General features: G+C 75.0%; 20 protein-coding genes, 4 tRNA genes and 1 pseudogene. 12 read left to right on the top strand and 13 right to left on the bottom strand.

Annotation, left to right across the window (positions count from 1 at the left end):
* Positions 1–17 precede the first annotated feature (17 nt).
* On the bottom strand, positions 18–542 hold the full coding sequence (locus JD79_RS08470; protein WP_110005160.1) for a gamma carbonic anhydrase family protein: 525 nt from the start codon (positions 540–542) through the stop codon (positions 18–20).
* Positions 543–788: 246 nt separating this feature from the next.
* Here JD79_RS08470 and glgX point away from each other — a divergent pair, with 246 nt between their 5' ends.
* A complete protein-coding gene (gene glgX, locus JD79_RS08460; protein ID WP_245899940.1) occupies positions 789–2,972 on the top strand; it encodes a glycogen debranching protein GlgX in 2,184 nt (727 codons plus the stop codon).
* Positions 2,973–3,052: 80 nt separating this feature from the next.
* Here the strand turns inward: glgX and JD79_RS08455 are convergent, their stop codons facing one another.
* Positions 3,053–4,870 carry a DUF8189 domain-containing protein gene (locus tag JD79_RS08455; protein WP_170149155.1) on the bottom strand — a complete coding sequence of 606 codons (1,818 nt, stop codon included), beginning with the start codon at positions 4,868–4,870 and terminating at the stop codon, positions 3,053–3,055.
* A gap of 596 nt (positions 4,871–5,466) precedes the next feature.
* Between JD79_RS08455 and JD79_RS08450 the strand changes: the two genes are divergently transcribed.
* Together JD79_RS08450 and JD79_RS22545 are read left to right on the top strand one after the other, a co-directional pair.
* A complete protein-coding gene (locus tag JD79_RS08450) occupies positions 5,467–5,682 on the top strand; it encodes a hypothetical protein (RefSeq protein WP_110005158.1) in 216 nt (71 codons plus the stop codon).
* Positions 5,683–5,780: 98 nt separating this feature from the next.
* The gene (locus JD79_RS22545; RefSeq protein WP_170149154.1) at positions 5,781–5,954 is read left to right on the top strand and encodes a hypothetical protein; all 174 of its coding nucleotides are present in this window, start codon (positions 5,781–5,783) and stop codon (positions 5,952–5,954) included.
* 84 nt (positions 5,955–6,038) lie between these two features.
* Here the strand turns inward: JD79_RS22545 and JD79_RS08440 are convergent.
* Both JD79_RS08440 and JD79_RS08435 read right to left on the bottom strand, forming a co-directional pair.
* Positions 6,039–6,111, bottom strand: a tRNA-Lys gene (locus JD79_RS08440).
* A 473-nt stretch (positions 6,112–6,584) separates the two neighbouring features.
* Positions 6,585–7,313 carry a GAF and ANTAR domain-containing protein gene (locus JD79_RS08435; protein WP_245899938.1) on the bottom strand — a complete coding sequence of 243 codons (729 nt, stop codon included), beginning with the start codon at positions 7,311–7,313 and terminating at the stop codon, positions 6,585–6,587.
* A gap of 377 nt (positions 7,314–7,690) precedes the next feature.
* Here JD79_RS08435 and JD79_RS08430 point away from each other — a divergent pair, with 377 nt between their 5' ends.
* Positions 7,691–8,077 (top strand): STAS domain-containing protein, encoded by a 387-nt coding sequence (locus tag JD79_RS08430; protein ID WP_170149153.1) that lies wholly within the window; start codon positions 7,691–7,693, stop codon positions 8,075–8,077.
* Positions 8,078–8,392: 315 nt separating this feature from the next.
* On the opposite strand, the gene JD79_RS24225 is transcribed toward JD79_RS08430, so the two are convergent.
* The 4 genes from JD79_RS24225 to JD79_RS22540 form a co-directional block, all read right to left on the bottom strand.
* On the bottom strand, positions 8,393–8,524 hold the full coding sequence (locus tag JD79_RS24225; RefSeq protein WP_281270288.1) for a hypothetical protein: 132 nt from the start codon (positions 8,522–8,524) through the stop codon (positions 8,393–8,395).
* A gap of 177 nt (positions 8,525–8,701) precedes the next feature.
* Complete coding sequence (locus JD79_RS08425; RefSeq protein WP_146220410.1) at positions 8,702–9,556, bottom strand: hypothetical protein; 855 nt, start codon at positions 9,554–9,556, stop codon at positions 8,702–8,704.
* A gap of 15 nt (positions 9,557–9,571) precedes the next feature.
* A complete protein-coding gene (locus tag JD79_RS08420) occupies positions 9,572–10,453 on the bottom strand; it encodes a Rieske (2Fe-2S) protein (protein ID WP_110005154.1) in 882 nt (293 codons plus the stop codon).
* Positions 10,454–10,463: 10 nt separating this feature from the next.
* Positions 10,464–10,622: a hypothetical protein gene (locus tag JD79_RS22540; RefSeq protein ID WP_170149152.1), complete on the bottom strand. Its 159-nt coding sequence runs from the start codon at positions 10,620–10,622 to the stop codon at positions 10,464–10,466.
* Positions 10,623–10,784: 162 nt separating this feature from the next.
* Between JD79_RS22540 and JD79_RS23005 the strand changes: the two genes are divergently transcribed.
* From JD79_RS23005 to JD79_RS08380, 7 genes are all read left to right on the top strand, one after another.
* Positions 10,785–11,267 carry a GtrA family protein gene (locus JD79_RS23005; protein WP_245899937.1) on the top strand — a complete coding sequence of 161 codons (483 nt, stop codon included), beginning with the start codon at positions 10,785–10,787 and terminating at the stop codon, positions 11,265–11,267.
* Between the two features lie 113 nt (positions 11,268–11,380).
* Complete coding sequence (gene wrbA / locus JD79_RS08410; RefSeq protein ID WP_170149151.1) at positions 11,381–11,986, top strand: NAD(P)H:quinone oxidoreductase; 606 nt, start codon at positions 11,381–11,383, stop codon at positions 11,984–11,986.
* A gap of 195 nt (positions 11,987–12,181) precedes the next feature.
* Positions 12,182–14,095, top strand: a complete 1,914-nt coding sequence (locus tag JD79_RS08405; protein ID WP_245899934.1) for a metallophosphoesterase — start codon at positions 12,182–12,184, stop codon at positions 14,093–14,095.
* Positions 14,081–14,153 (top strand) — tRNA-Glu (locus tag JD79_RS08395). The genes JD79_RS08405 and JD79_RS08395 overlap by 15 nt, the downstream gene beginning before the upstream one ends.
* A gap of 15 nt (positions 14,154–14,168) precedes the next feature.
* A tRNA-Asp gene (locus tag JD79_RS08390) sits at positions 14,169–14,242 on the top strand.
* Between the two features lie 24 nt (positions 14,243–14,266).
* A tRNA-Phe gene (locus JD79_RS08385) sits at positions 14,267–14,340 on the top strand.
* A 28-nt stretch (positions 14,341–14,368) separates the two neighbouring features.
* Positions 14,369–14,869, top strand: coding sequence for a GNAT family N-acetyltransferase (locus JD79_RS08380; protein WP_110005152.1), 501 nt, complete (start codon positions 14,369–14,371; stop codon positions 14,867–14,869).
* On the opposite strand, the gene JD79_RS08375 is transcribed toward JD79_RS08380, so the two are convergent.
* Positions 14,830–15,843: a hypothetical protein gene (locus tag JD79_RS08375; protein ID WP_110007550.1), complete on the bottom strand. Its 1,014-nt coding sequence runs from the start codon at positions 15,841–15,843 to the stop codon at positions 14,830–14,832. The two genes, JD79_RS08380 and JD79_RS08375, sit on opposite strands and share 40 nt — an antisense overlap.
* 149 nt (positions 15,844–15,992) lie before the next feature.
* The gene (locus JD79_RS08370) at positions 15,993–16,676 is read right to left on the bottom strand and encodes a phosphodiesterase (protein ID WP_110005151.1); all 684 of its coding nucleotides are present in this window, start codon (positions 16,674–16,676) and stop codon (positions 15,993–15,995) included.
* Positions 16,677–16,807: 131 nt separating this feature from the next.
* On the opposite strand from JD79_RS08370, the gene JD79_RS08365 reads away from it, so the two are divergent.
* On the top strand, positions 16,808–17,023 hold the full coding sequence (locus JD79_RS08365) for a hypothetical protein (RefSeq protein WP_110005150.1): 216 nt from the start codon (positions 16,808–16,810) through the stop codon (positions 17,021–17,023).
* Between the two features lie 59 nt (positions 17,024–17,082).
* On the opposite strand, the gene JD79_RS08360 is transcribed toward JD79_RS08365, so the two are convergent.
* From JD79_RS08360 to JD79_RS08350, 3 genes and pseudogenes are all read right to left on the bottom strand, one after another.
* The gene (locus tag JD79_RS08360; RefSeq protein WP_110005149.1) at positions 17,083–18,597 is read right to left on the bottom strand and encodes a class I adenylate-forming enzyme family protein; all 1,515 of its coding nucleotides are present in this window, start codon (positions 18,595–18,597) and stop codon (positions 17,083–17,085) included.
* Positions 18,597–19,583, bottom strand: a complete 987-nt coding sequence (locus tag JD79_RS08355) for a phosphotriesterase family protein (protein WP_110005148.1) — start codon at positions 19,581–19,583, stop codon at positions 18,597–18,599. The genes JD79_RS08360 and JD79_RS08355 overlap by 1 nt, the downstream gene beginning before the upstream one ends.
* Positions 19,584–19,669: 86 nt before the next feature.
* Positions 19,670–20,686: pseudogene (locus JD79_RS08350) on the bottom strand (GMC oxidoreductase); the annotation flags it as partial.
* Between the last annotated feature and the right edge of the window lie 46 nt (positions 20,687–20,732).

The following is a 20,732-nucleotide window of genomic DNA, read 5'->3' as shown; positions in this document are numbered from 1 at the left end:
CAGTTCCCGCGCGGCGGTCAGTCCAGCCGCTGCACGCCGGCCGCGTGCCGGCGGGCGAGCTCCTGGTAGATCGACGGGTTGCCGTCGACCCACACCGCGGCACCCTCCGACAGCGGCCCGCGCACGCGCGCCGGGGCGCCGACCACGAGCACCTCGTCGGGCACCTCCATGCCCGGCGGCACGAGGCTGCCCGCGCCGACGAGTGCCCGGCGGCCGATCCGGGCGCCGTCCTGCACGGTCGACCCGTTCCCGACCAGCGCCTCGGCGCCGACCACCGCCCCGTGGACGACGCAGACGTGCCCGATGGTCGCGCCGGGCCCGACCTCGGTGACCGGGTCCTCGCCGCCGTGCAGCACGGAGTTGTCCTGCACGTTGGCCCCGGCACGGACGACGATCCGGCCGAAGTCGGCGCGCAGCACCGCGCCGTACCAGATGGACGCGCCGGCCTCGACGACGACGTCGCCGACGAGCGTCGCCGTGGGCGCCACCCACGCGTCGGGGTGCACCTGCGGCGATCGACCCTCGAAGGAGAACAGCGGCACGGTCCCGCAGCCTAGAGACGCCGTCGCACGGGCCGGGGACCGCGGCCCACGCGGAGCCCGAGCCGCCTCACGGGCCCCGTCGGCCGGCACCGCGGCCGTTCGCGTCCGTCGTCAGGGGCAACGGCGGTCAGGGGTGCGAGGCCGGAGGGGACCGGGTCACGTGACGGGGCGGTGACGGGACCGCTGCCACGGTGACCGCTCGCCGATGACGGGGTCGGGTGCACGGAGGCGGGCGAGGAGGCGGACGTGGGCGCGGACGTGAACGGGGACGGGGACGGCGACGGGGACGTGGCGGAGCACGGGGACCGACGGGAGCCGGTCGCGCCGTCGTCCTCCGTGACCCGCTCCTGGCCGGGCGCGGCCCGGCCGCTGGGTGCCACACCGGACTCCGACGGCACGAACTTCGCCGTCTTCAGCGAGGTGGCCGACCAGGTGCACCTGTGCCTGTTCGACGACGCCGGCACCGAGGAGCAGGTGCCGCTCACCGAGGTCGACGCCGACATCTGGCACGCCTACCTCCCCGGTGTCGGCCCGGGTCAGCGCTACGGGTACCGGGTCTCCGGACCGTTCGAGCCGGCCCGCGGGCAGCGCTGCAACCCGGCCAAGCTGCTCGTCGACCCCTACGCGAAGGCGATCTCCGGCGAGGTGCGCTGGCACGCGGCGGTGTCCGGGAGCAGGCCGGGAGAGCCCGACGTCCGCAGCGACGAGGACAGCGCCCCGTTCGTGCCGCGCGGTCTCGTCGTCGACCCGGCGTTCGACTGGGGGGACGACACCGCCCCGGGGACGCCGTACGCGGACACCGTCGTCTACGAGGTCCACGTCAAGGGCTTCACCCAGCGGCACCCGGAGGTGCCCGAGGGGCTGCGCGGCACCTATGCCGGCCTCGCGCACCCGGCGGCGCTGGAGCACCTGACCTCGCTGGGGGTGACCGCGGTCGAGCTGCTGCCGGTGCACCAGTTCGTGCACGACGGCTTCCTGACCGGGGCGGGGCTGCGCCAGTACTGGGGGTACAACTCCCTCGGGTTCCTCGCCCCCCACGGCGAGTACGCCGCCGGCGGCGACACCGGAGCCCAGGTGGCGGAGTTCAAGCAGATGGTGGCCGCGCTGCACCGGGCCGGCCTCGAGGTCCTGCTCGACGTCGTCTACAACCACACCGCCGAGGGCAACCACGAGGGCCCCACGCTGTCGCTGCGCGGCTTCGACAACGCGGCCTACTACCGGCTGGTCCAGGGCGACGAGCGGTACTACTTCGACACCACCGGCACGGGCAACGCGCTGAACGTCACCCACTCCGCGCCCCTGCAGCTGATCATGGACTCGCTGCGCTACTGGGTGCTGGACATGCACGTCGACGGGTTCCGGTTCGACCTGGCGAGCACCCTGGCACGGGAGGACGGCCAGGACCCGACCCCGGCGGCGGTGTTCTTCGACCTCGTCCAGCAGGACCCGGTGGTGAGCCAGGTGAAGCTGATCGCCGAGCCCTGGGACACACGCGGCCACCAGGTGGGCGCCTTCCCCGACCTGTGGAGCGAGTGGAACGACCACTACCGCAACACGGTCCGGGACCTGTGGCGCGGACAGACCCCCGGGCTCGGTGACGTCGCCCGCCGCCTCTCCGGCTCCTCCGACCTGTACGAGGCCACCCGGCGGCGGCCGACCGCGTCGGTGAACTTCGTGACCGCGCACGACGGGTTCACGCTGCGGGACCTGGTCAGCTACAGCCGCAAGCACAACGAGGCCAACCCCGCGAACGACGGCTCGGACGACAACCGGTCGGACAACCACGGCGAGGAGGGCCCGACCGACGACCCCGGTGTGCTCGCGGTGCGCGCCCGGCAGGTGCGCAACCTGCTGGCCACGCTGCTGCTCTCGCAGGGCGTGCCGATGCTGCTCGGCGGGGACGAGATCGGCCGCACCCAGGGCGGCAACAACAACGCCTACTGCCAGGACAACGAGGTCTCCTGGTTCGACTGGGAGGGTGCCGACGCCGACCTGCTGGCCTTCACCCGCCGCCTCCTGGCGCTGCGCCGCGCGCACCCCGCGCTGCGCCGTCGCCGCTTCTTCCAGGGCCGGCCGGTCCTCGACAGCGACGACGCCGACCTCGCCTGGCTCCGGCCGGACGGCACGCCGATGACCGGCGCGGACTGGACCACCCCGTGGGCCCGGGCCCTCGCCGTCCTCCTCGCCGGCGACGGGATCAGCGAGCCCGGGCCGCGGGGCGAGCGGGTCCGCGACGACGACCTGCTCCTCCTGGTCAACGCGAGCGGCGGCCCCGTGGACTTCGCCCTGCCCCCGGGGAACGCGGCGTCCCCGTGGTCGGTTCAGCTGGACACCGGATCGCTGCAGGGCGGGGCGGGCGGCCCGGTCGGCGGGTCGACGCTGCGCCTCGGTGACCGCCGGCTGGTGCTGCTCAGCCGCCCGCTCACCTGACCGGACCGGCACGACGACGCACGACCGACACACGACGACGCCCCGGCCGGGGGGAGCCGGCCGGGGCGTCGTGCCGTGCGTCAGTTCCAGGCGCCGTTGGGCGTGCTCTGCCAGGTGTGCCAGAGCGCGTGGTCGAGACCCTTGACGAACACCTCGAGCCGGCCGTCGGCGTTGCGCCACGCGACCGGACCGCCGCTCATCCCGCCGCTGAGCGTGTGCCAGCCGCTCCACCCGTTGTTCGGAGCGGTCTGCCAGACGTGCCACAGCGCGTCGTCCCCGCCGCGCACGAACACCTCCAGCCGCCCGTCGGCGTTGTTCTGCACCGACGGCCGGTCGATCCACCCGCCGAGGGAGGCCCAGCCGCTCCACCCGTTGTTCGGGGCGGTCTGCCAGACGTGCCACAGCGCGTTGTCCGTGCCCGTGACGAAGACCTCGAGCCGGCCGTCGGCGTTGCGGCCGGCCGCGGGCGCGCCCAGGATCCCGCCGCCGAGGGAGCTCCAGCCGCTCCACCCGTTGTTCGGAGCGGTCTGCCAGACGTGCCACAGCGCGCCGTCGTCGCCGCGCACGAACACCTCCAGCCGGCCGTCGGCGTTGCGGTGGATCGACACGGGGCTGGTCAGCCGGCCGCCGAGGGAGCCCCAGTCGCTCCACCCGTTGTTCGGAGCGGTCTGCCAGATGTGCCACAGCGCGCCGTCAGCCCCCTGCGCGAACACCTCGAGCCGCCCGTCGGCGTTGTTCGTGACCACCGGGTTGACGATCCACCCGCCGAGGGAGTGCCAGCCGCTCCACCCGTTGTTCGGGGCGGTCTGCCACATGTGCCACAGCGCGCCGTCGTCGCCCCGGGCGAAGACCTCGAGCCGGCCGTCGGCGTTGCGGCCGACGGTGGGCGCGCCCTGGATGCCACCGCCCAGCGAGTTCCAGGTGCTCCAGCCGTTGTTGGGGGCGGTCTGCCAGACGTGCCACAGGGCGTTGTCCGTGCCCCGGACGAACACCTCCATCCGGCCGTCGGCGTTGGACCCGGCCGCCGGGTCGAAGATCGTCCCGGACAGGGAGTTCCAGCGGAAGCGGGCACCGTAGATGGAGCGGATGCCGTCGATGTCGTCGGTGGTCAGCTCCCGCCGGGGACCGCCGTAGAAGGCGTACATCACCGCGGAGGTCTCGGCGGAGTGGGCCAGGCCCAGCCCGTGGCCGAGCTCGTGGAGGGCCACCGTCGGCAGGTCGATGCCGCTGGGCGGGTCGTCGACCGACCAGGTCTCGGCCTCGTCGAAGTGGCAGTCGCCGGCGATGTCGCCGCCGTTGGGCGGTGGGTAGAAGCAGTGCGCGAGCACCGAGCCCGGCCCGTCGAAGGCGTTGGTCGAGCCGTCCCCGTGGTTGCCGGTGAAGAAGCCGATGCGCACGTCACCGCCGGCCGGGTCCTCCAGGAAGTTGAGCGGCGTCACGGCCGACCAGCGGTCGAAGGCCCCGGTCAGGGCGGCTCGCACCTGCGCCCCCGTGAGGTCGGGGGTCGTGTTCGTGAAGGAGTACGTCACGGTCGGGCCGGGCCAGCGGTTGCCCTGGGCCACGAAGCTGGGCGCGGTGCCGCCCTCGACGATGTCGGGGAAGCCGCAGCGGGGCCGGCCCATCAGCTCGACGGTCGCCTCGTCGACCTCGCCGGTGACCGGCAGTCCGTTGGCCTGCTGGAACAGCCGCACCGCCGTCTGCAGCGTCTCGTCGAAGACCTCCGGGTCCTCCGGCGCGAAGGCCATCGCCGGGCGCCACTGCGGGTACCGGCGGGCCAGGCTCTGGTTGGGGAAGTAGCCGAACCGGTGCAGGTACTCGTACGTCCGCGTGACCTGGTCCCCGCGGTCGCCCAGGGCGGCCGTCGAGGGCGGCGCGACGGACCGGCCGACGGGCGCCATCGACTGCTCCCCGGACGGCGGGGGCATCACCGACGCGGCGCTCGGTGGCGCCGACGCGGACCGGGGGGTCGGGGCTGGTACTCGGACTGGGACGTCGTGCGGGTGGTGTCGGTCATCGACGTGGTCCCTCGGTGCGTTCGGACAGTGAACGCGGCCCAGCGTCGCCCGGGGGCGTCACGGGTCCGTCACCCGTCGGGAGCCCACGAGGAGGACGGCGGCAGCGCGCATCCGGGTCACTCGCGACCGCGTGGTCACGGTGCCCGGCGCAGTGGCCCCGCGGGATCGGACCCACTCCTGCGGATCAGGACTCACGGAGGCGGACGTGTCGGGTGGCGCGGCACGGTGCCCTCCCCGCAGGCCAGGACCACGTCGAGTGGCGGCGGCGACCGTGTCAGCCCGCAGGCCGGCGCGCCCTGCGGCCACGCTGCGACGACAGTCGGACCTCCCGCTCCCACGCCGCGCCGGCCACGGCGCACCGCTGCTCGTCGCGCGCCTCGACGGCGCGGGCGGGCCGACGGCGCGGGGTGCCACCCCGTGGGGTGACCGGGGTTCCACGGCCGATCATGACGGGCTCTGGCGGTCGTAGCGTCCGTGCCATGGGGGAGATCACGCTGCCGCGCAGCGAGAGCCAGGTCCTGCTGGAGGTCCAGGAGGAGCAGCTCGAGCAGTTGCACGTGCAGACCGAGCTGCTGCAGAGCATGCGCAAGCACACGAAGCTCGTCTACTCCGTACTGCTCGTCGCGCTGATCGTCTCCGTCATCGGCTCGGTGTTCGACCTGGTCCAGGCCGTCGACGCTGCCAACCGGTACTGACGGGGCGGGCGATGGGCCACCGAGCGGCGACAGCGCTGCCGTCCGAGCACGTCGAGGGGATCCGGGTCCCCTGGACCGTCACCTGCACGAGGAAGGCCATGGCTGTCGGGTTCATCGTGTTCTCGCTGTCGGCCTGCAGCTCGGACGGGGGCGACGTGGTCGACGAGATACGACACGAGAGCGACTTCGTCCAGGAGTTCATCCGCTGCACCGATCCGGAGACCGGCGCGGTCATCGAGGACCGCCACGACGACTGCCACCTCGACGGCTGAACCCGTCGCGGCCTTCCGGACGCAGACGACTCGCACTCGTACGGCGACTCGGACCGACCCAGCAGGACCTGCCGGTCAGCGCGGTGGGCCCCGTGGGGATCGAACCCACAACCCGCGGATTAAAAGTCCGCTGCTCTGCCAGTTGAGCTAGAGGCCCGGTGGGTGCAGAGAACCCTCCACAAGACGCACCACACAACGCGTGAGACGACTGGGGCGTCTGCGGCCCGCTGCGAGGCTAGCGCGCCGCATGCCGCGCGCAGGGACCGAAGGGGGTCCCCTCGGCGGAGCGACTCGGCCTCCGGGCCCCTTCAACCCGCGGCTCGTCGTGCGACAGCGGGTTCAGCTGATCGCGTATCGCCCTCAGCGGGCCACGTGATCTGCTGCTGCACGGCCGAGGACAGCCGGCTCGCGACCTGGCCGTGGCCATCGGTGGCGCTCGCGTTCGGGGGCCGACGCGGGCCGACGCCGGGCGGCCGCGATGCGCGCCTCCGGTGTCGGTGGGCGCACGTCCTGCCCGGGCGTGCCCGCCCGAGCAGGGACGTCGCGGTGGCCGTCGGAGCACCCGGGGCACCCTGGTCCCCGAGCGGCCCTGCGCGGGCAGCGCGCCTGTGACGGTCGGCCGCCCCGGAACTACCGGAGGGGGAACTCGCCGGTGTGCACGAGGTGGTCGGCGATGTCGCGCACCTTCTGGTTGGCGTGCATCGACGCCTGGGCCAGCAGTTGGAAGGCCTGGTCCGGCGTGAGCTTGTAGCGCTCGATGAGCACGCCCTTGGCCTGGTCGATCACCGCCCGGGAGTCCAGTGCGATCTCCAGGTTGTCGGCCATGTCGCGGGCGCTCTGGTAGGCGTGCATGTTGCCGGCCGCGACCGCGGCGTACGGGCCGAACCGCGTGGCGGCCGAGCGGCTGTCCTCGTCGAACGCGTCGGCGTCCCGGGCGTAGATGTTCAGCGCCCCGCTGACCTGCTGGTCCTCGTCGATGCGCAGCGGGACCGACAGGGAGCTCAGGCAGCCGCGCTCGACCGCCCGGGACAGGTAGTCCCGCCAGCGGGGATCGGTGCGGGCGTCGGCGACCTCGGTCACCTCGCCGGAGCGTGCGGCGTGCAGGCAGGGACCGTGGTCGCGTTCGTACTGACGCTCGTCGAGGTCGACGGCCAGCTGGCCGGTGCTCGCCATCAGGGTGGGCTTGTCCCTGACGAGCAAGGTGACCGACGTCTCGGGCCGGCCGGGCATCACGGTCCGGGTGAGGTCGGCCACCGCTTGCAGCAGGCTGTCCATCGACAGCTCACGCAGGGACAACCGACCCAGGCGCTCCAGCGCCTCGGCGGCGTTCGCGGGCTGCGGGTTGTCGTCGCCGACCACGGCACGGCCTCCGGTCTGATCTGCACCGGGGGGGGGGGGGGGGTGACCTCGGCTGCGCGACCCCGATCTGGAGTCCGCGCTCGCGCACTACGCCGCTGCTGGACGCACCATCGACGCCGGTCCGTTCCAACGCCTGTGCACACGCTACGCCCCGGGGAGGCCCCTGCGGCCGTCCCCGCACGCGTCCGATGCGGCGCATCCTCGCCGCGACGACCAGCGGAGCACCAGCCCCGGCGGCGCGTTGCCCGGCCGGCGGGTGCCCGCTACCGTTGTCCGCGGGTCGCAACCTCCGGCCGACTGCTCTTCAGCAGGCACCATGCCCTGGTCGACGGCGTCTCCAGCCGTCACCCCGTGCGTGCGCGCCGAGGGGGCCTCCCGTGACACTTCAGTCCTGGGGCGCGGCGAGCCCGCGTCACGGTGGACCTCGGTCCTTCCAGGTCCGGATCGACCTCGTCGGCTGCCGCGTGGACCTGGCCGGGCAACTCGACCGCCGCACGGTCCACCTGCTGCAGGCCGCGATCTCCACGCTGCTGCTCACCGACGGGGACACCTGGGTGGTCGACGCCACCGACGTCACCGCCTGTGACCCCGTGGGGATCCGTGGCATCGGAGCCGCCTACCGCCGAGCGCTCCGGCACGACCGCCGGCTCCGGGTGACCGGAGCCCCGCCGTTCCTCCACGAGGAGCTCATCCGCCTGCGCCTCGACCACCACCTGCTCGACGGCGACCGGGCCGCCACCGTCCCGAGCCCGCTGCCCGTGTAGCCACTGGCCGTGGCCCCGGCCGCGCCGCGGCGCCGCGCCCAGCCCACACCACGTCCGCCGACCACCGACGGTCGTCGGCGGATCCCCCGCTCCACGAGCCGGGCCGGGACGTCCCGTCGAGATCCCGACCGTGTCCCTGGCAGCGGCAGGTGGATCGTTCGCCGTCGTCGGCGATGCGCCGTGCCGCGGCCTGCAGCCGGCCGTCGGCGAGGGCCGCCGCGAGCGGGTCGTCCGTCTCCTCCACCGCCCGCAGCCGGACCCGGTCGGCGTCCGACGCGGCGGCGAGCGCGGCCAGGACCTCCGCGCCGGAGCCGGTCACAGCACGTCGAGGACCAGCAGCACGATGAGGGTCAGGACCGCCGACACGAGCAGGGATCCCAGGCAGCCCAGCCGGCTGGAGAAGAAGAAGAACACCTGCCACCGGTGCCCGTCGCCGCGCGACCGCAACCCTGCGTGACGAGGCGCACCACCCGGTCGGGGACCGGCACCCGTTCAGGGGACTGTGGCACCGACTGCCACTACCTACGGTCATCACCAGCGCGGCCCGGTGCCGCGCGCAGACCCCGGCCCGGCTGTCCGTTCCCCCCGGACGGCCGGGCCGGTCCCCTGTCGGCGGGTCCCGGCTCAGGCGCAGGCGCGGTCAACCAGGGCCGCGAGCTCGTCGCGCTGCGCCTGGTCCAGCGGCAGGTCGGCGGGCACCTCGTCGTCGGCGGCCACCTGCAGGCCGAGCAGGAACAGGTGTGGCTGCTTGGTCTCGGCGAGCGCGTGCGGGTCGCAGCGGGTCATCGTGAACTCGAGCCCGACCTCGAGCGTCGACTCCCCCGCCTCCAGCGTCCGCGGCAGGCCGTCGGCGACCACGTCGTAGAGGACGTTGCCCTGCAGCCGGGTCACGGTCACCGGCCGGTCGTCGTCGCCGGCGCGGGTGAGCGTGAGGGTGCCGGTCACCGCGTCGCCGTCCGCGGACAGGTCGCCGACGGTCACGTCCGCGACGGCGAGGACCGCCCGGACCGCACACCGCTCCTCGTGGATGCGCCCCAGCACCTCGGCGGCCAGCGGCACCCGCAGCGCCTCGGTGCGCCCGTCGGGCCGGACGACGGTCAGCCGCGCCGTCGCGGGCTCGGCGGCCCGGTCGCACACCGCGTCGCCGTACGGGGCCGGCAGGTCGATCGTGCGGCCGGAGGCGAACGCCGCGGTCACCGCGCGGTCGGGCAGCGGGGCGAAGCCGGGCGAGTCGACGGCGACGGAGGTGACGGTGAACGGCTCGGTCCCGGTGGCGGTGACCCGCACCTGCACCTGCCCGCCGATCGCCTCGTCGGTGCGCAGCTGCACCGCCTCCGCCTCGATGCCGGGTACCGGAGGGACCGCCGGTTCCCGAGCCGGGGCGGACGACGACGCCGGGGACGACGAGCCCGGCGCGGCCACCGACGAGCCGCACGCCGCGCAGAGCAGGACGGCGAGCAGGGCCGCCGTCCGCCGCATGCGGCGAGCGTAGGGCTACTGGTGGCGGCCGGGCAGTCGCGCCATCACCCGGCCGGCCTCCATCCGGACCTCGAGCTTCTCCTGCGGGTTGGCGGCCGGACCGCGCCGCGGCTCGCCGTTGTCGAGGTCGAAGGCCGAGTCGTGCCACGGGCAGACCAGGCAGGCGTGCCCCCGCACCTCCTCGACGCTGCCCTCGTACAGCGGCCCGGCCAGGTGGGAGCAGGCGCCGACGAAGACGTCGACCCGCCCGCCCCGGCGGACGGCGGCCAGCGGCACGGACACCCCGCTCCCGTCGCCGGTGCGCAGTGCCGGGCGCCCCTCGGGCAGGTCGTCGAGCGGCCCGAGGTCGATCCAGTCACTGGTCAGGGCGCGGGCGGCCGTGGCCGCGTGCGAGGCGCCCGAGGACTGCGCGTAGGACATGTGCCCGCCGATCGCCGCCGAGCCGGTGGCGATGCCGAGCCCGGTGTAGGAGAGCACCCGGCCCAGCGTGCCGCGGCCCTTCGCGCGGGCGACGAGCGAGCCGACGTAGAGCCCGAGCGCGGCCACGTTGGACACCGCGTGCAGCGCCCCCAGCCGGCGGACGCCGATCTCCTGCTCCGACCAGTCCGCCGCCCCCGACATCGCGGCCGGGACCGAGACGGCGACCCCGGTGGCGATGAGCACGGTGGCCGCCGGCCGCAGCGGGGGGACGGCGTCGAGCAGGCCGGCCGAGGTCCAGCTGCCGACGGGGACCTGCACGAGCACCGGGTGCAGGGGGTGACCCAGCCAGGTGCCGTGCAGCGCGTCCTTGAGCACGCCGGGCTTCAGCACCGCCTGGACCGCCTTGCGCGCCGGCTCGATCGCCTTGTCGAAGGTGCTCACGTCCGCGATCCGGTCGAGGAAACCCATCAGGCTCATGCGCGGCTCCCTACCCCCGGCGGGCCGTCGCGAAGCCGCCGTCCGGCCGCCCCGCACCGGGGCTGACCAGCGTGGCGACCGGCGCCAGCCGCAGCAGCGTGGCGACCGGCGCCAGCGCGGCGGCCAGGGCGGCGGACTGCAGCGACCTCGTGGCCCCACCGTGACGCACGTCCCCGGACGGCGACGAGGAACGCCCCGAGACCGCGGTGAGTGAGCGGACGCACACCCGGAGGGGCGACTGTCAGGGATTTACCCGATGGTCACCGGGAAGTGTCAGGAGGAGGCTGGAGACTGCAGAGGAACGACGCCGGGACGACCGAGGAGGGACGCCGTGACCTGCCCCTCCCTGCTGAGCCGCCCGGTCGCGGTCGTCGACCTCGTCACCGATCTCGCCGGCAGCGCGGTCGCCCTCGCGCGCTCCGACCGCGCCCTGGGCCAGTTCGCCCGGTTCGTCATGGTCGGCGGGTTCTCCAGCGCCGTCTACGCGCTGCTGTTCTGGCTGCTGCACGACCTGGGCGGGGTCCAGGCCAACGTCATCGGGTCGGCACTGTCCTCGGCGCTGGCCAACGAGATGCACCGGCGCCTGACCTTCCACGCCGGCGAGCGCGTCCGGTGGTTCACCGCCCAGTGGGAGGGCGGCGCGCTGGCCGTCGCCGGGATGATCGCCACGAGCCTGGCGTTGAGCTGGTTCAACGCCGCGGTCCCGGAGCCGGGCGTCCTCGCCGAGATGGCGGTCATCGCCCTGGTCACCGCGACCATCGGCACCATGCGCTTCCTCGCGCTGCGGTGGGCGTTCCGGCCACACCCCGCCTGATCCTCCCGATCGCCCCCCGCGTGTTTGCCGTTCGCGTGTCGTGAGCACACTGGGCCCTAGTGGTTGAACGCGCAACCACATGATCACCAGCAACACGAGAGCCGAGGCAGACCGTGACGAAGATCGCCGTCATCTACTACTCCTCCACCGGGAACGTCCACCAGCTGGCCGCCGCGGTGGCCGAAGGTGCCCGGGAGGCCGGTGCCGAGGTGCGCCTGCGCCGGGTGCCCGAGCTGGCCCCCGAGGAGGCCATCGACTCCAACCCGCTGTGGCGCGCGCACGTCGACGCCACCGCCGGCGAGGTCCAGGAGGCGACGCCGGCCGACCTCGAGTGGGCCGACGGGTACGCCCTCGGCAGCCCGACCCGCTTCGGCACGCCCGCTGCGCAGATGAAGCAGTTCATCGACACGCTCGGTGGCCTGTGGTTCACCGGCAAGCTGGCCAACAAGGGCGCGACCGCGTTCACCAGCGCGCAGAACGTCCACGGCGGCAACGAGACGACGATCCTGACGTTCTTCAACGTCTTCTCGCACTTCGGCGCGGTCATCGTGCCGCCCGGCTACACCGACCCGCTGCTGTTCGAGGCCGGCGGCAACCCCTACGGCGTCTCGAACGCCTCCGGCGGCAAGTCGGACACCGTCACCGACGCCGAGCTGGCCGCCGCGCGCTACCAGGGCCGCCGCCTGGCCGAGGTGTCGGCGAAGCTCGTCGCCGCCTGAGGTCCCCGGACGACCCGGGCCTCCCGTCCTGCCGCGTCCCGGCCCACCCCTGGTGGGCCGGGACGCGGCACGGTGAGCCGGGGCGGCGGCCGTCGCTAGCCTCGGCGGGATGAGCGACCCCACGCCGGCTGCCGGCCCCGGGCGCGGCGCGGACGGGTCGCCGGGCGCTGGGCGCTGCGGGTCCTGGTCGCCGCCGTGGGTGCCCTGATCGGCATCCTGCTGCTCGGCCGCGTCGAGTCGCCGATCGGCCCGTTCGACGCCAGCCTGGCCTTCGCCCCCACGGGAGGCGGCGCGACCGTCGAGGTCCCGCCGCTCGGCGCGCTGGAGGTCGACGCCTACGACGGCCCGCTGGGGCTCGACGTCCAGCTGCGCCGCGTCGACGAGACCCGGATCCAGGAGCTCGTCGCCGACCCGGCGCGGCTCGACGGCCTGGTCGACCGCGTCAGCGCCGACCTGCAGGACGCCGTCGTCCGGCTCGCCTGGACGACGGGGGCCGCCGGCGTGGGGGGCGCCGTCCTCGCCTCGCTCGCGACCTACCGCCGGTGGCGCGAGCCGTTCGTCGCCGCCGGCGTCTCCGTCGTCCTGCTCGCGGGCACGGCCGGCCTGGGCGCGGCCACCTGGCGGCCCGAGGCGCTGTCACAGCCCACCTACACCGGCCTGCTGGTCAACGCGACCAGCCTCATCGGCAGCGCCGAGGACATCGTCGCCCGGTTCAGCGCCTACCGGGAGTCGCTCGAGGAGATCGTCACCAACGTCGGCACGCTGTACTCGACGCTGTCGGCGCTGCCGGCGCCCGGCGGCCCCACCGACACCGTCGCGCTGCTGCACGTCTCCGACCTGCACCTCAACCCCGCGGGCTTCGACCTGGTGGCCCAGGTCGCCGACCAGTTCGACGTCGACGCCGTCCTCGACACCGGCGACATCACCGACTGGGGCAGCGAGCCGGAGAACCGGCTCATCGGCTCCATCGGCGCGCTCGGCGTCCCCTACGTGTACGTCCGCGGCAACCACGACTCCGCGGTCACCGCCGGGCTGGTCGCCGCCCAGCCCAACGCCACCGTCCTCGACGACTCGGCGACGACGGTTGCCGGGCTCACCGTGGTCGGGGCACGCGACCCCCGCTTCACCCCCGACCAGGACGCCACCGGCGACACCGAGTCCCTCGAGCAGACCGGCGAGGACCTCGCGGAGGTCGCCGAGGAGCAGCCCGACCCGCCGGCGATCGCGATGGTGCACGACCCGGAGCAGGCCCCGCCCCTGGACGGCGTCGTCCCGCTGGTGCTCGCCGGGCACACGCACGACCGGGAGGTCGAGACCCTCGACGACGGGACGCTGCTCATGGTGCAGGGCTCGACCGGCGGCGCGGGCCTGCGGGCCCTGCAGGGCGAGTACCCCGAGCCGCTGACCTGCACGGTCCTCTACCTCGACCCCGGCACCGGCGCGCTCGTGGCCTACGACGACATCACCCTGGGCGGCCTGGGCGAGACCGAGGCGACCATCGTGCGCACCGTCGTGCCGGAGGAGGCCGAGGGCAGCGGGACGGCACCGGGGACGGCACCGGGGACGGCGGCGGGACCCCCGCCTCCCCGACGGGCTGAGCCGCCCGCCCTACGCTCGCGGCATGGCAACGACCCCCCGCCTGGCCGCCGGCCTCCTCGCCGGCGCGCTCGTCCTCGCCCCCGTCGCGGGCTGCTCGTTCACCTCGCACGGCGTCTCCTGCTCCGGCTCGTCCTGCTCGATCACGCTCGACGGCGAGGGCAGCGAGGTCGACGTCCTGGGCACCACGGTGACGCTGGGCAGCGTGCAGGACGGCCGGGCGTCGATCACCGTCGCGGGGGCCAGCGTGTCCTGCGGCGAGGGCGAGACCGTGGCGGCCGGCCCGCTGTCCCTGGAGTGCAGCAGCGTGAGCGGCGACTCCGTCGAGCTCACCGCCAGCCTGAACTGAGCGCGGACCCCGCCCCTCGGGGGTCGCGCGCGGGTGGCCGGCGCCGGGGAGCACGCGTCCGTGCCGCCGCCCGCCACGCCCCGGGGGAGGGTGGTGTCAGGGGCGCCGCGGAGGCCATGTATCGTTCTCGGTGCCCCCGGCGAGAACGAGCCCCCATCGTCTAGCGGTCCAGGACGCCGCCCTTTCAAGGCGGTAGCACGGGTTCGAACCCCGTTGGGGGCACGCAGTACACAGCAAGGCCCTGTAGCGCAGTTGGTTAGCGCGCCGCCCTGTCACGGCGGAGGTCGCGGGTTCGAGTCCCGTCAGGGTCGCTCTCCGGTGCGAGTCACCGGGAGGGGCAGGTAGCTCAGTCGGTACGAGCGCTCGCCTGAAAAGCGAGAGGTCGGCGGTTCGACCCCGCCCCTGCCCACACACTCTCCCTCCACGGACGGAGCCCGGTGGTCGTCGAGGCACGCGACCCGGCCCGGGATCCCGCGCTCGCCGTCCGGCTGCTCGAGGTCCAGCACGCCGCCTACGCCGTCGAGGCGCGGCTGATCGGCGACGACCGCATCCCCGCGCTCACGGAGGACCTGGCCGCCCTGACGTCGGCCGGCCTGTCCTGGCTGGTGGCGCGCGAGGGCTCGACGGTCCTCGGCGCCCTGGGCTGGCGGTCCACGGACGGCACCGACGGCGGCATCGACGTCGACCGCCTCGTCGTCGACCCGGCGCACGCCCGCCGCGGCACCGGCCGGGCGCTCGTCGCCGCCGTCCTCGAGCTGGCCGGGGACCGTCCGGTCACCGTCTCCACCGGCCGCGACAACAACCCGGCCCGCCGGCTCTACGCGCAGGCCGGGTTCCGGGAGGTCGCCGAGCGGGAGGTCCTGGCCGGCCTGTGGCTCGTCGAGCTGGCCCGCATCCCTCAGACGCGGACGACGCGGTCGGCCACCACCTGGTCGTAGACCTGCTCGTGCACGGCCTGCACCGCCGCCCGCTGCCCGTCGCGCCAGGCCCGGTCGGCCGGCCGCGGCATCGGCCGCGCCAGCGCCGCGCCGACGGCCACCCCGAGCGACACCGGGTCGAACCCGCGCTCCTCGTCGTTGCCGTAGACGACGACGTCGGACCACTGGTCGGCGAACCAGCCGCAGCTGGGGGCCACGACCCGCGTGCCGACGTCGCGGCACACCTCGAGGTCGCGCGAGTGGGTGCCGCAGCGCTCGGGCAGCACCGCCACGTGCAGCTCCTGCAGTTGCGCGGCCCAGCGCGCCCGGTCCCGGGTCACCACCTCGAGCCCCTCGGCGCGGCCGAGCTCCGCCCCGCCCGGCAGCGCCTGCCCCGGCTCGAGGAACACCCGCAGCCGCCCGCCGCCGCTCACCGCTCCCGACAGCGCCGCCCGCACCATCGCCGCGGGCTCGGGCACCGCCGTCCCCGGGGTGCCGAGCGACAGGCCCACCAGCCCCCGCTCGGCGCCGGTGTCCGGATCGGCGGCGGCGACCGACGGGTGCGCCACGACGATCGCCGTCCGCCCGAAGCGCTCGGCGATCTCGTCGGCCGCCCCCGGGGTCAGCGTGAGGACCACCTCGGCGGTGGCCAGCAGCGCGGCCAGGTGGGCGTCGTGCCGGTGACGGGCCGGCTGGGCGGGGTCACGCAGCTGGTGGACGGTGACGACCAGCGGCACGCCGGTGCGGCGCACCGCCTCGGTCCAGCTGACCACCTCGTCCTCGGGCAGGTGCCCGTAGGCGGCGTGCACGTGGACGACGTCGACCAGGCCGGCGTGCGCGGTGAGGTAGGCGGGGTCGAGCCAGGGGCTCGGGTCGTGCCACGGGCCGACCCGCACCGCAGAGGCGGGCAGGACGGCGTCGACGTAGGGGTCGGCGTGCGGCACCGTCGCGATCCGGATCCGCGCCGGGGACGCCGACGGCGGTAGGGCGTGCATCACTCGGCGGGCGCACTCCTCCTGCGGTCGAGCACTGCGACAGCAGGGGCGGTGCTCTTCGATGAACTCCGGTCAGTTCCGATACCCCAGGATCGTGCCGCACAACCGTGTGCCGACTCACCTTATCGCCCGCCTCACCCGAACGGGGCTCAGCCGGTGCCGCTCCGCCCCTCCTGAGCGGCGGCGTACGCCGGCGCCCGGAACCGGGCCATCGGGCCGTCGGCGAGCAGGCCCGGCGGCGGGTTGCGGACGGCGTCGAAGTGCAGGTCGGGGTCGAGGTCGGGCGCCGGGTCCCCGAGCACCAGCCGGCCGAAGGGCACCCAGTCCCCCGCGCCGCGCGCGACGAGCAGCCGGAACGCCGCCCCGGGTGCGGCCGCCGCGACCGGCCCGGGGTCCGAGGGCAGGTGCTGCGGCCGCTCCGGGACGGCGGCCAGCCGCAGCGTCCCGGCGGCCGACCGGTAGCCCATGATCGACGAGTAGGGCACCGCGGCACCGACCCGCGGCACCGGCAGGAGGCGGGTCCAGCGGCCGCTCCCGGTGGTGGACAGCAGCAGGTCCACGGGCCGGTCGCCGTCGGGCAGCCGGACGGCCATCCCCAGCAGGTCGGGCAGCGGTGCGGGCAGGCCCGCGCCCCGGGACAGCCGGACGACGGCGGCCTCGCGGGCCTGCTCCTCCAGCCAGCGGACACCCCAGTCGCCGGGCACGCCGGTCCGTTCCACGACGGCCGAGAGGACGGCACCCCGCGGGTGCATCGGCTTGCCGTCGCGCCGCCGGGCCAGGGTGCCGAGGGGCACCGCGGCCAGTCGCCCGGCCAGGGTCGCGAGGTCCGCCATGCCCGCCCTCTACCCGCCGCACGGGAGCGCGCACGCCCGGTGCGTCAACCGGCAGGACCTGCCGGTGTCGTCCGCGATGTCCGTCGTTCCTTGCCTGTGACACGGAGCGGTCCGCCGCATACGTTCAGTGAGTGCTCACGACGCTCCTGGTCACCGGCGGGGTCCTCGCCGGGTTGGTGCTGCTGCTCGCCCTGATCGTCGCCCTGAGCTCCCGGCCCGCTCCCCGCAGCGCCCCCCGGCCCGGCGAGCGGTCCGCCGGCTGGGTGGCCGACGCCGGCCGCCCGCACCCCGACGCCTGGTCGCCGCTGACCAGCACGACGACGTCGGAGATCCGCCCGGTCCGCTGACCGGGCCCCTGGTCCGGCGTCCCGGCGGCTGCGACGAGCGCGCCGCCGGGACGACCCGTTCACCCCCGCCGGCTCACCGGCTCCCACTGCGACTCCGCGCGCAGCACCGGCTTGAGCACCTTGCCGCCGGGGTTGCGCGGCAGCACCGCCGTCCGCACCGACACGAACTGCGGCACCTTGAAGTCGGCCAGGTGCTCGCGGGCGTGGCCCATGAACGCCTCGACGTCGAGCTCGGTGCCCGGTACCGGCACCACGACGGCGCCCACCTTCTCCCCCATCACCGGGTCGGGCACCCCGACGACGGCGACCTCGAAGACGCCGGGGGCGGCCGCCAGCGCGTTCTCCACCTCGACGCAGTACACGTTCTCGCCGCCGCGGTTGATCATGTCCTTGGCCCGGTCGACGACGTAGGTGAAGCCGTCGTCGTCGATGCGCGCGAGGTCACCGGAGTGCAGCCAGCCGCCGGTGAAGGCCTGGGCGGTCGCCTCCGGCTTGTTCCAGTAGCCCTGCACCACGTTGGCGCCGCGGATGAGCAGCTCGCCGACGCCGGTCGCGGGGTCGACGCCCTCGAGCCGGAGGTCGACCACGGGGGCGGGGAAGCCGACCGAGTCGGCGTGCGTGCCGGCGTGGGCGTGCGGCAGGAACGTCGAGATCGACGACGTCTCCGACAGCCCGAAGCCGTTGCCGACCTGCGCCGACGGGAACGCCTCCTTGATCCGCGCCACCAGCTCGGGGGCGATCGGCGCCCCGCCGTAGGTGGCGAACCGCACCCCGGTGACGTCGACGTCGGCGAAGGCCGGCTGGTTGACCGCCAGCCAGAACACCGCGGGCACCGAGGTGACCACGGCGATCCGCTCCTCCGGGATCACCTGCAGGAACCGGCCCACCTCGAACGCCGGCATCACCACCGCCGCCGCCCCGCTCTGCAGCGCGGGCAGCAGCTGGCTGTTGCAGCCGGTGACGTGGAACAGCGGCACGCTGATCAGGTTGCGCAGCGACGGGTCCTCGCGGCCCAGCCCGACCACCCGCCGCGCGTTCTCGGTGTTGGTCAGGAAGTTCTCGTGGCTGGTCATCGCGCCCTTGGGGAAGCCGGTGGTCCCCGAGGTGTAGAAGATCGCCGCGAGGTCCGACCGGGACAGTCCCTCCTCCGCGTACGGGTCGCCGTCGGGCAGCGGGGCCCCCGGCGCGAGCACCACCCGGGCGCCGCTGTCGTCGACGACGTACTGCGCCTCCGCGTCGGTGAACCGGGTGTTCACCGGCACCGCCACGCCGCCGGCGAGCAGCGTGCCGAGGAAGCCGAGCACCCAGTCCGCGCCGTTGCCCAGCCGGATCGCCACGCGGTCGCCGCGGCCGACACCGGCCGCGCGCAGCCCGCCGGCCACGCGCGCCGCGCCGTCCCACAGCTCCCGGAAGGTCAGCCGGGGCCCGTCGACCTCGACGACGGCCTCGCCGCCGGGGTCGCGGTCGACCGAGGCCCGCACCATCGCGACGACGGAGTCGGGCAGGTCGGTGTAGTGCTTCACGCCCGCGGCGTCGCGCTCGACGCCGCTCTCGTCGAAGGGGTACGGGACCATCAGTACGTCCCGGTGTCCTCGAAGTACCGGCGGGGGACGTCCACGAGCATGGTGGTGATCTGCTCGTCGGTCACCCCGTGCTCGCGCAGGTAGGGCAGCACGTCCTCGTGGATGTGCGTGTAGTGCCACTGCGGCAGCAGGTCCATGACGCCGGGGGCCAGCCAGTCGATGTAGCAGGAGGCGTCCTGCGAGAGCACCATCTGCCCGGCGAAGCCGCGGCGGCACATCTCCACGACGACGTCGGCCCGCGCCTCGAACGTCGTGTCCAGGTTGATCCCGAAGCGGTCCATGCCCAGCACGAAGCCGGCTTCGGCGAGCTCGGTGAGGTGGTCGGCGTCGGTGGTGTCGCCGCTGTGGCCGAGGACGACCCGCCGCGGGTCCACGCCCTCGTCGGTCATCACCTTCTGCACCTCCAGGCCGGTGTGGCTGCCCGGGTGGGTGTGCACGGTGATCGGCGTGCCGGTGGCGCGGTGGGCCTGGGCGACGGCGCGCATGACCCGCTCCACGCCGGCCGTCAGGCCCTGGCGGTCGATGGCGCACTTGAGCAGTCCGGCCCGCACGCCGGTGCCCGCGATCCCGTCGGTGATGTCGCCGACGAACATGTCGACCATCGGGTCGGGCACCTCGGCGCCGACCGCCTCGTTGAGGGCCGGGCCGCGGTGGTGGAAGAAGAACGGGACGTCGTCGTAGGTGTAGCAGCCGGTGGCGACGACGATGTTGAGGTCGACCTGCTCGGCGATGCGCTGGATCCGCGGGATGTAGCGGCCCAGCCCGATCACGGTCGGGTCGACGATCGTCCGCACGCCCACCCCGGCCAGCTCCGTCAGCCGCCGGACGGCGTCGGCGACCCGGTCGTCCTCGCTGCCCCACTCCTCGGGGTAGTTCTGCTGGATGTCGGCGGTCAGCACGAACACGTGCTCGTGCATGAGGGTCGTACCGAGCTCGGCGGTGTCGACGGGGCCATTGACTGTCTGGACCTGCGGCACGGGTCCTCCTCGCGAGTGGTCGCCCGGCGCCGGTGCCGGGCGGGCACCGGGAAGCTATCGGTCGTGTGATCGGCGTCGCACCGGGGTCAGGCGCCTCCGGTCATCAGCTCCGCGGCGCGCTCCCCGACCATGACCGCGGTGGCCGCGGGCCCGCGCGTGGGCACCTCGGGGAGCACGGAGGTGTCGGCCACCCGCAGGCCCTCGACCCCGCGGACCCGCAGGTGCTGGTCGACGACCGCGCCGGCGTCGCCGTCGCCGCCCATCCGGGCGCTGCCGGCGAGGTGCTGGGCGGTCGCCAGGGAGGCCCGGATCCAGCCGTCGAGGGCGGCGTCGTCGGCGAGGACGTCGTCGGCGGGGGCGGGGCGGGCCGCCACGAGCGGCGCCAGCGCGCGGGTGCGCAGCAGCGCCGCGGCCAGCCGGACGGCCTCGCGCAGCCGCCGCCGGTCGGCCGCTGTCGCCAGGTAGCCGTGCGCGATCCGCGGGGCGGCGGCGGGGTCGGCGGAGGCCAGCGTCAGGTGCCCGCGGCTCTCCTCGCGGAAGAGGCCGGCGGCCAGCGAGAGCGTGCGGTCGTCCCCACCGCCGCCGGGGAGCACGCGCGCCCAGGGCCGCAGCCACGGCAGCACCTCGAGGTCGCCCGGCACGGGGGAGTCCGACGACGTCGCGTCGAGCGACCCGTGCAGCGGCAGCGGCCAGTCGCCGTCGGGGAGCCCGTCCACCGGCACCCACGGCAGGTACACGAGCGGGTGGTCCGACAGGCCGGCGCCGACCGCCGGGACGTCGGCGACGACGCCGAGTCCGGACGCGCGCAGGTCGGCCGCGGGGCCGATCCCCGACAGCAGCAGCAGGTGGGGCGAGCCGACGGCGCCGGCCGACAGCACGACCTCGGAGGCGCGCACGGGCCCGGCGTCGGTGTCCACGCCGACGGCGCGGCCGCGCTCGACCAGCACCCGCCGCACGCGCACGCCGCCGCGGACGGTCAGCGACGGCGAGCCACGCCGCGGGGCGAGGTAGGCCATCGCCGCGTTGACCCGCACGCCCCCGTCGACGCTGAGCGGCACCGGCCCGTAACCGGGCGGGCCGCCCGCGTTCTTGTCCGGCTCGTCGGGGAACCCGAGCTCCGCGGCCGCGCCGGCGAGGGCCTCGGTGAGC

Source organism: Geodermatophilus normandii, from assembly GCF_003182485.1.
GTDB lineage: Bacteria > Actinomycetota > Actinomycetes > Mycobacteriales > Geodermatophilaceae > Geodermatophilus > Geodermatophilus normandii.
The sequence above is the reverse complement of the archived record's forward strand: the minus strand, read 5'-3'. Positions and strand labels throughout refer to the sequence as shown.

What these genes read in the sequence shown, in the direction of transcription:
- JD79_RS08360 (WP_110005149.1), bottom strand. Translation starts at nt 18,597, where the DNA reads ATGGTCCCGTACCCCTTCGACGAGAGCGGCGTCGAGCGCGACGCCGCG.
- JD79_RS08370 (WP_110005151.1), bottom strand. Translation starts at nt 16,676, where the DNA reads ATGGCGGACCTCGCGACCCTGGCCGGGCGACTGGCCGCGGTGCCCCTC.
- JD79_RS08375 (WP_110007550.1), bottom strand. Translation starts at nt 15,843, where the DNA reads ATGCACGCCCTACCGCCGTCGGCGTCCCCGGCGCGGATCCGGATCGCG.
- JD79_RS08420 (WP_110005154.1), bottom strand. Translation starts at nt 10,453, where the DNA reads ATGAGCCTGATGGGTTTCCTCGACCGGATCGCGGACGTGAGCACCTTC.
- JD79_RS08455 (WP_170149155.1), bottom strand. Translation starts at nt 4,870, where the DNA reads ATGGCGCCCGTCGGCCGGTCCGTCGCGCCGCCCTCGACGGCCGCCCTG.
- JD79_RS08450 (WP_110005158.1), top strand. Translation starts at nt 5,467, where the DNA reads ATGGGGGAGATCACGCTGCCGCGCAGCGAGAGCCAGGTCCTGCTGGAG.
- JD79_RS08425 (WP_146220410.1), bottom strand. Translation starts at nt 9,556, where the DNA reads ATGCGGCGGACGGCGGCCCTGCTCGCCGTCCTGCTCTGCGCGGCGTGC.
- JD79_RS22545 (WP_170149154.1), top strand. Translation starts at nt 5,781, where the DNA reads ATGGCTGTCGGGTTCATCGTGTTCTCGCTGTCGGCCTGCAGCTCGGAC.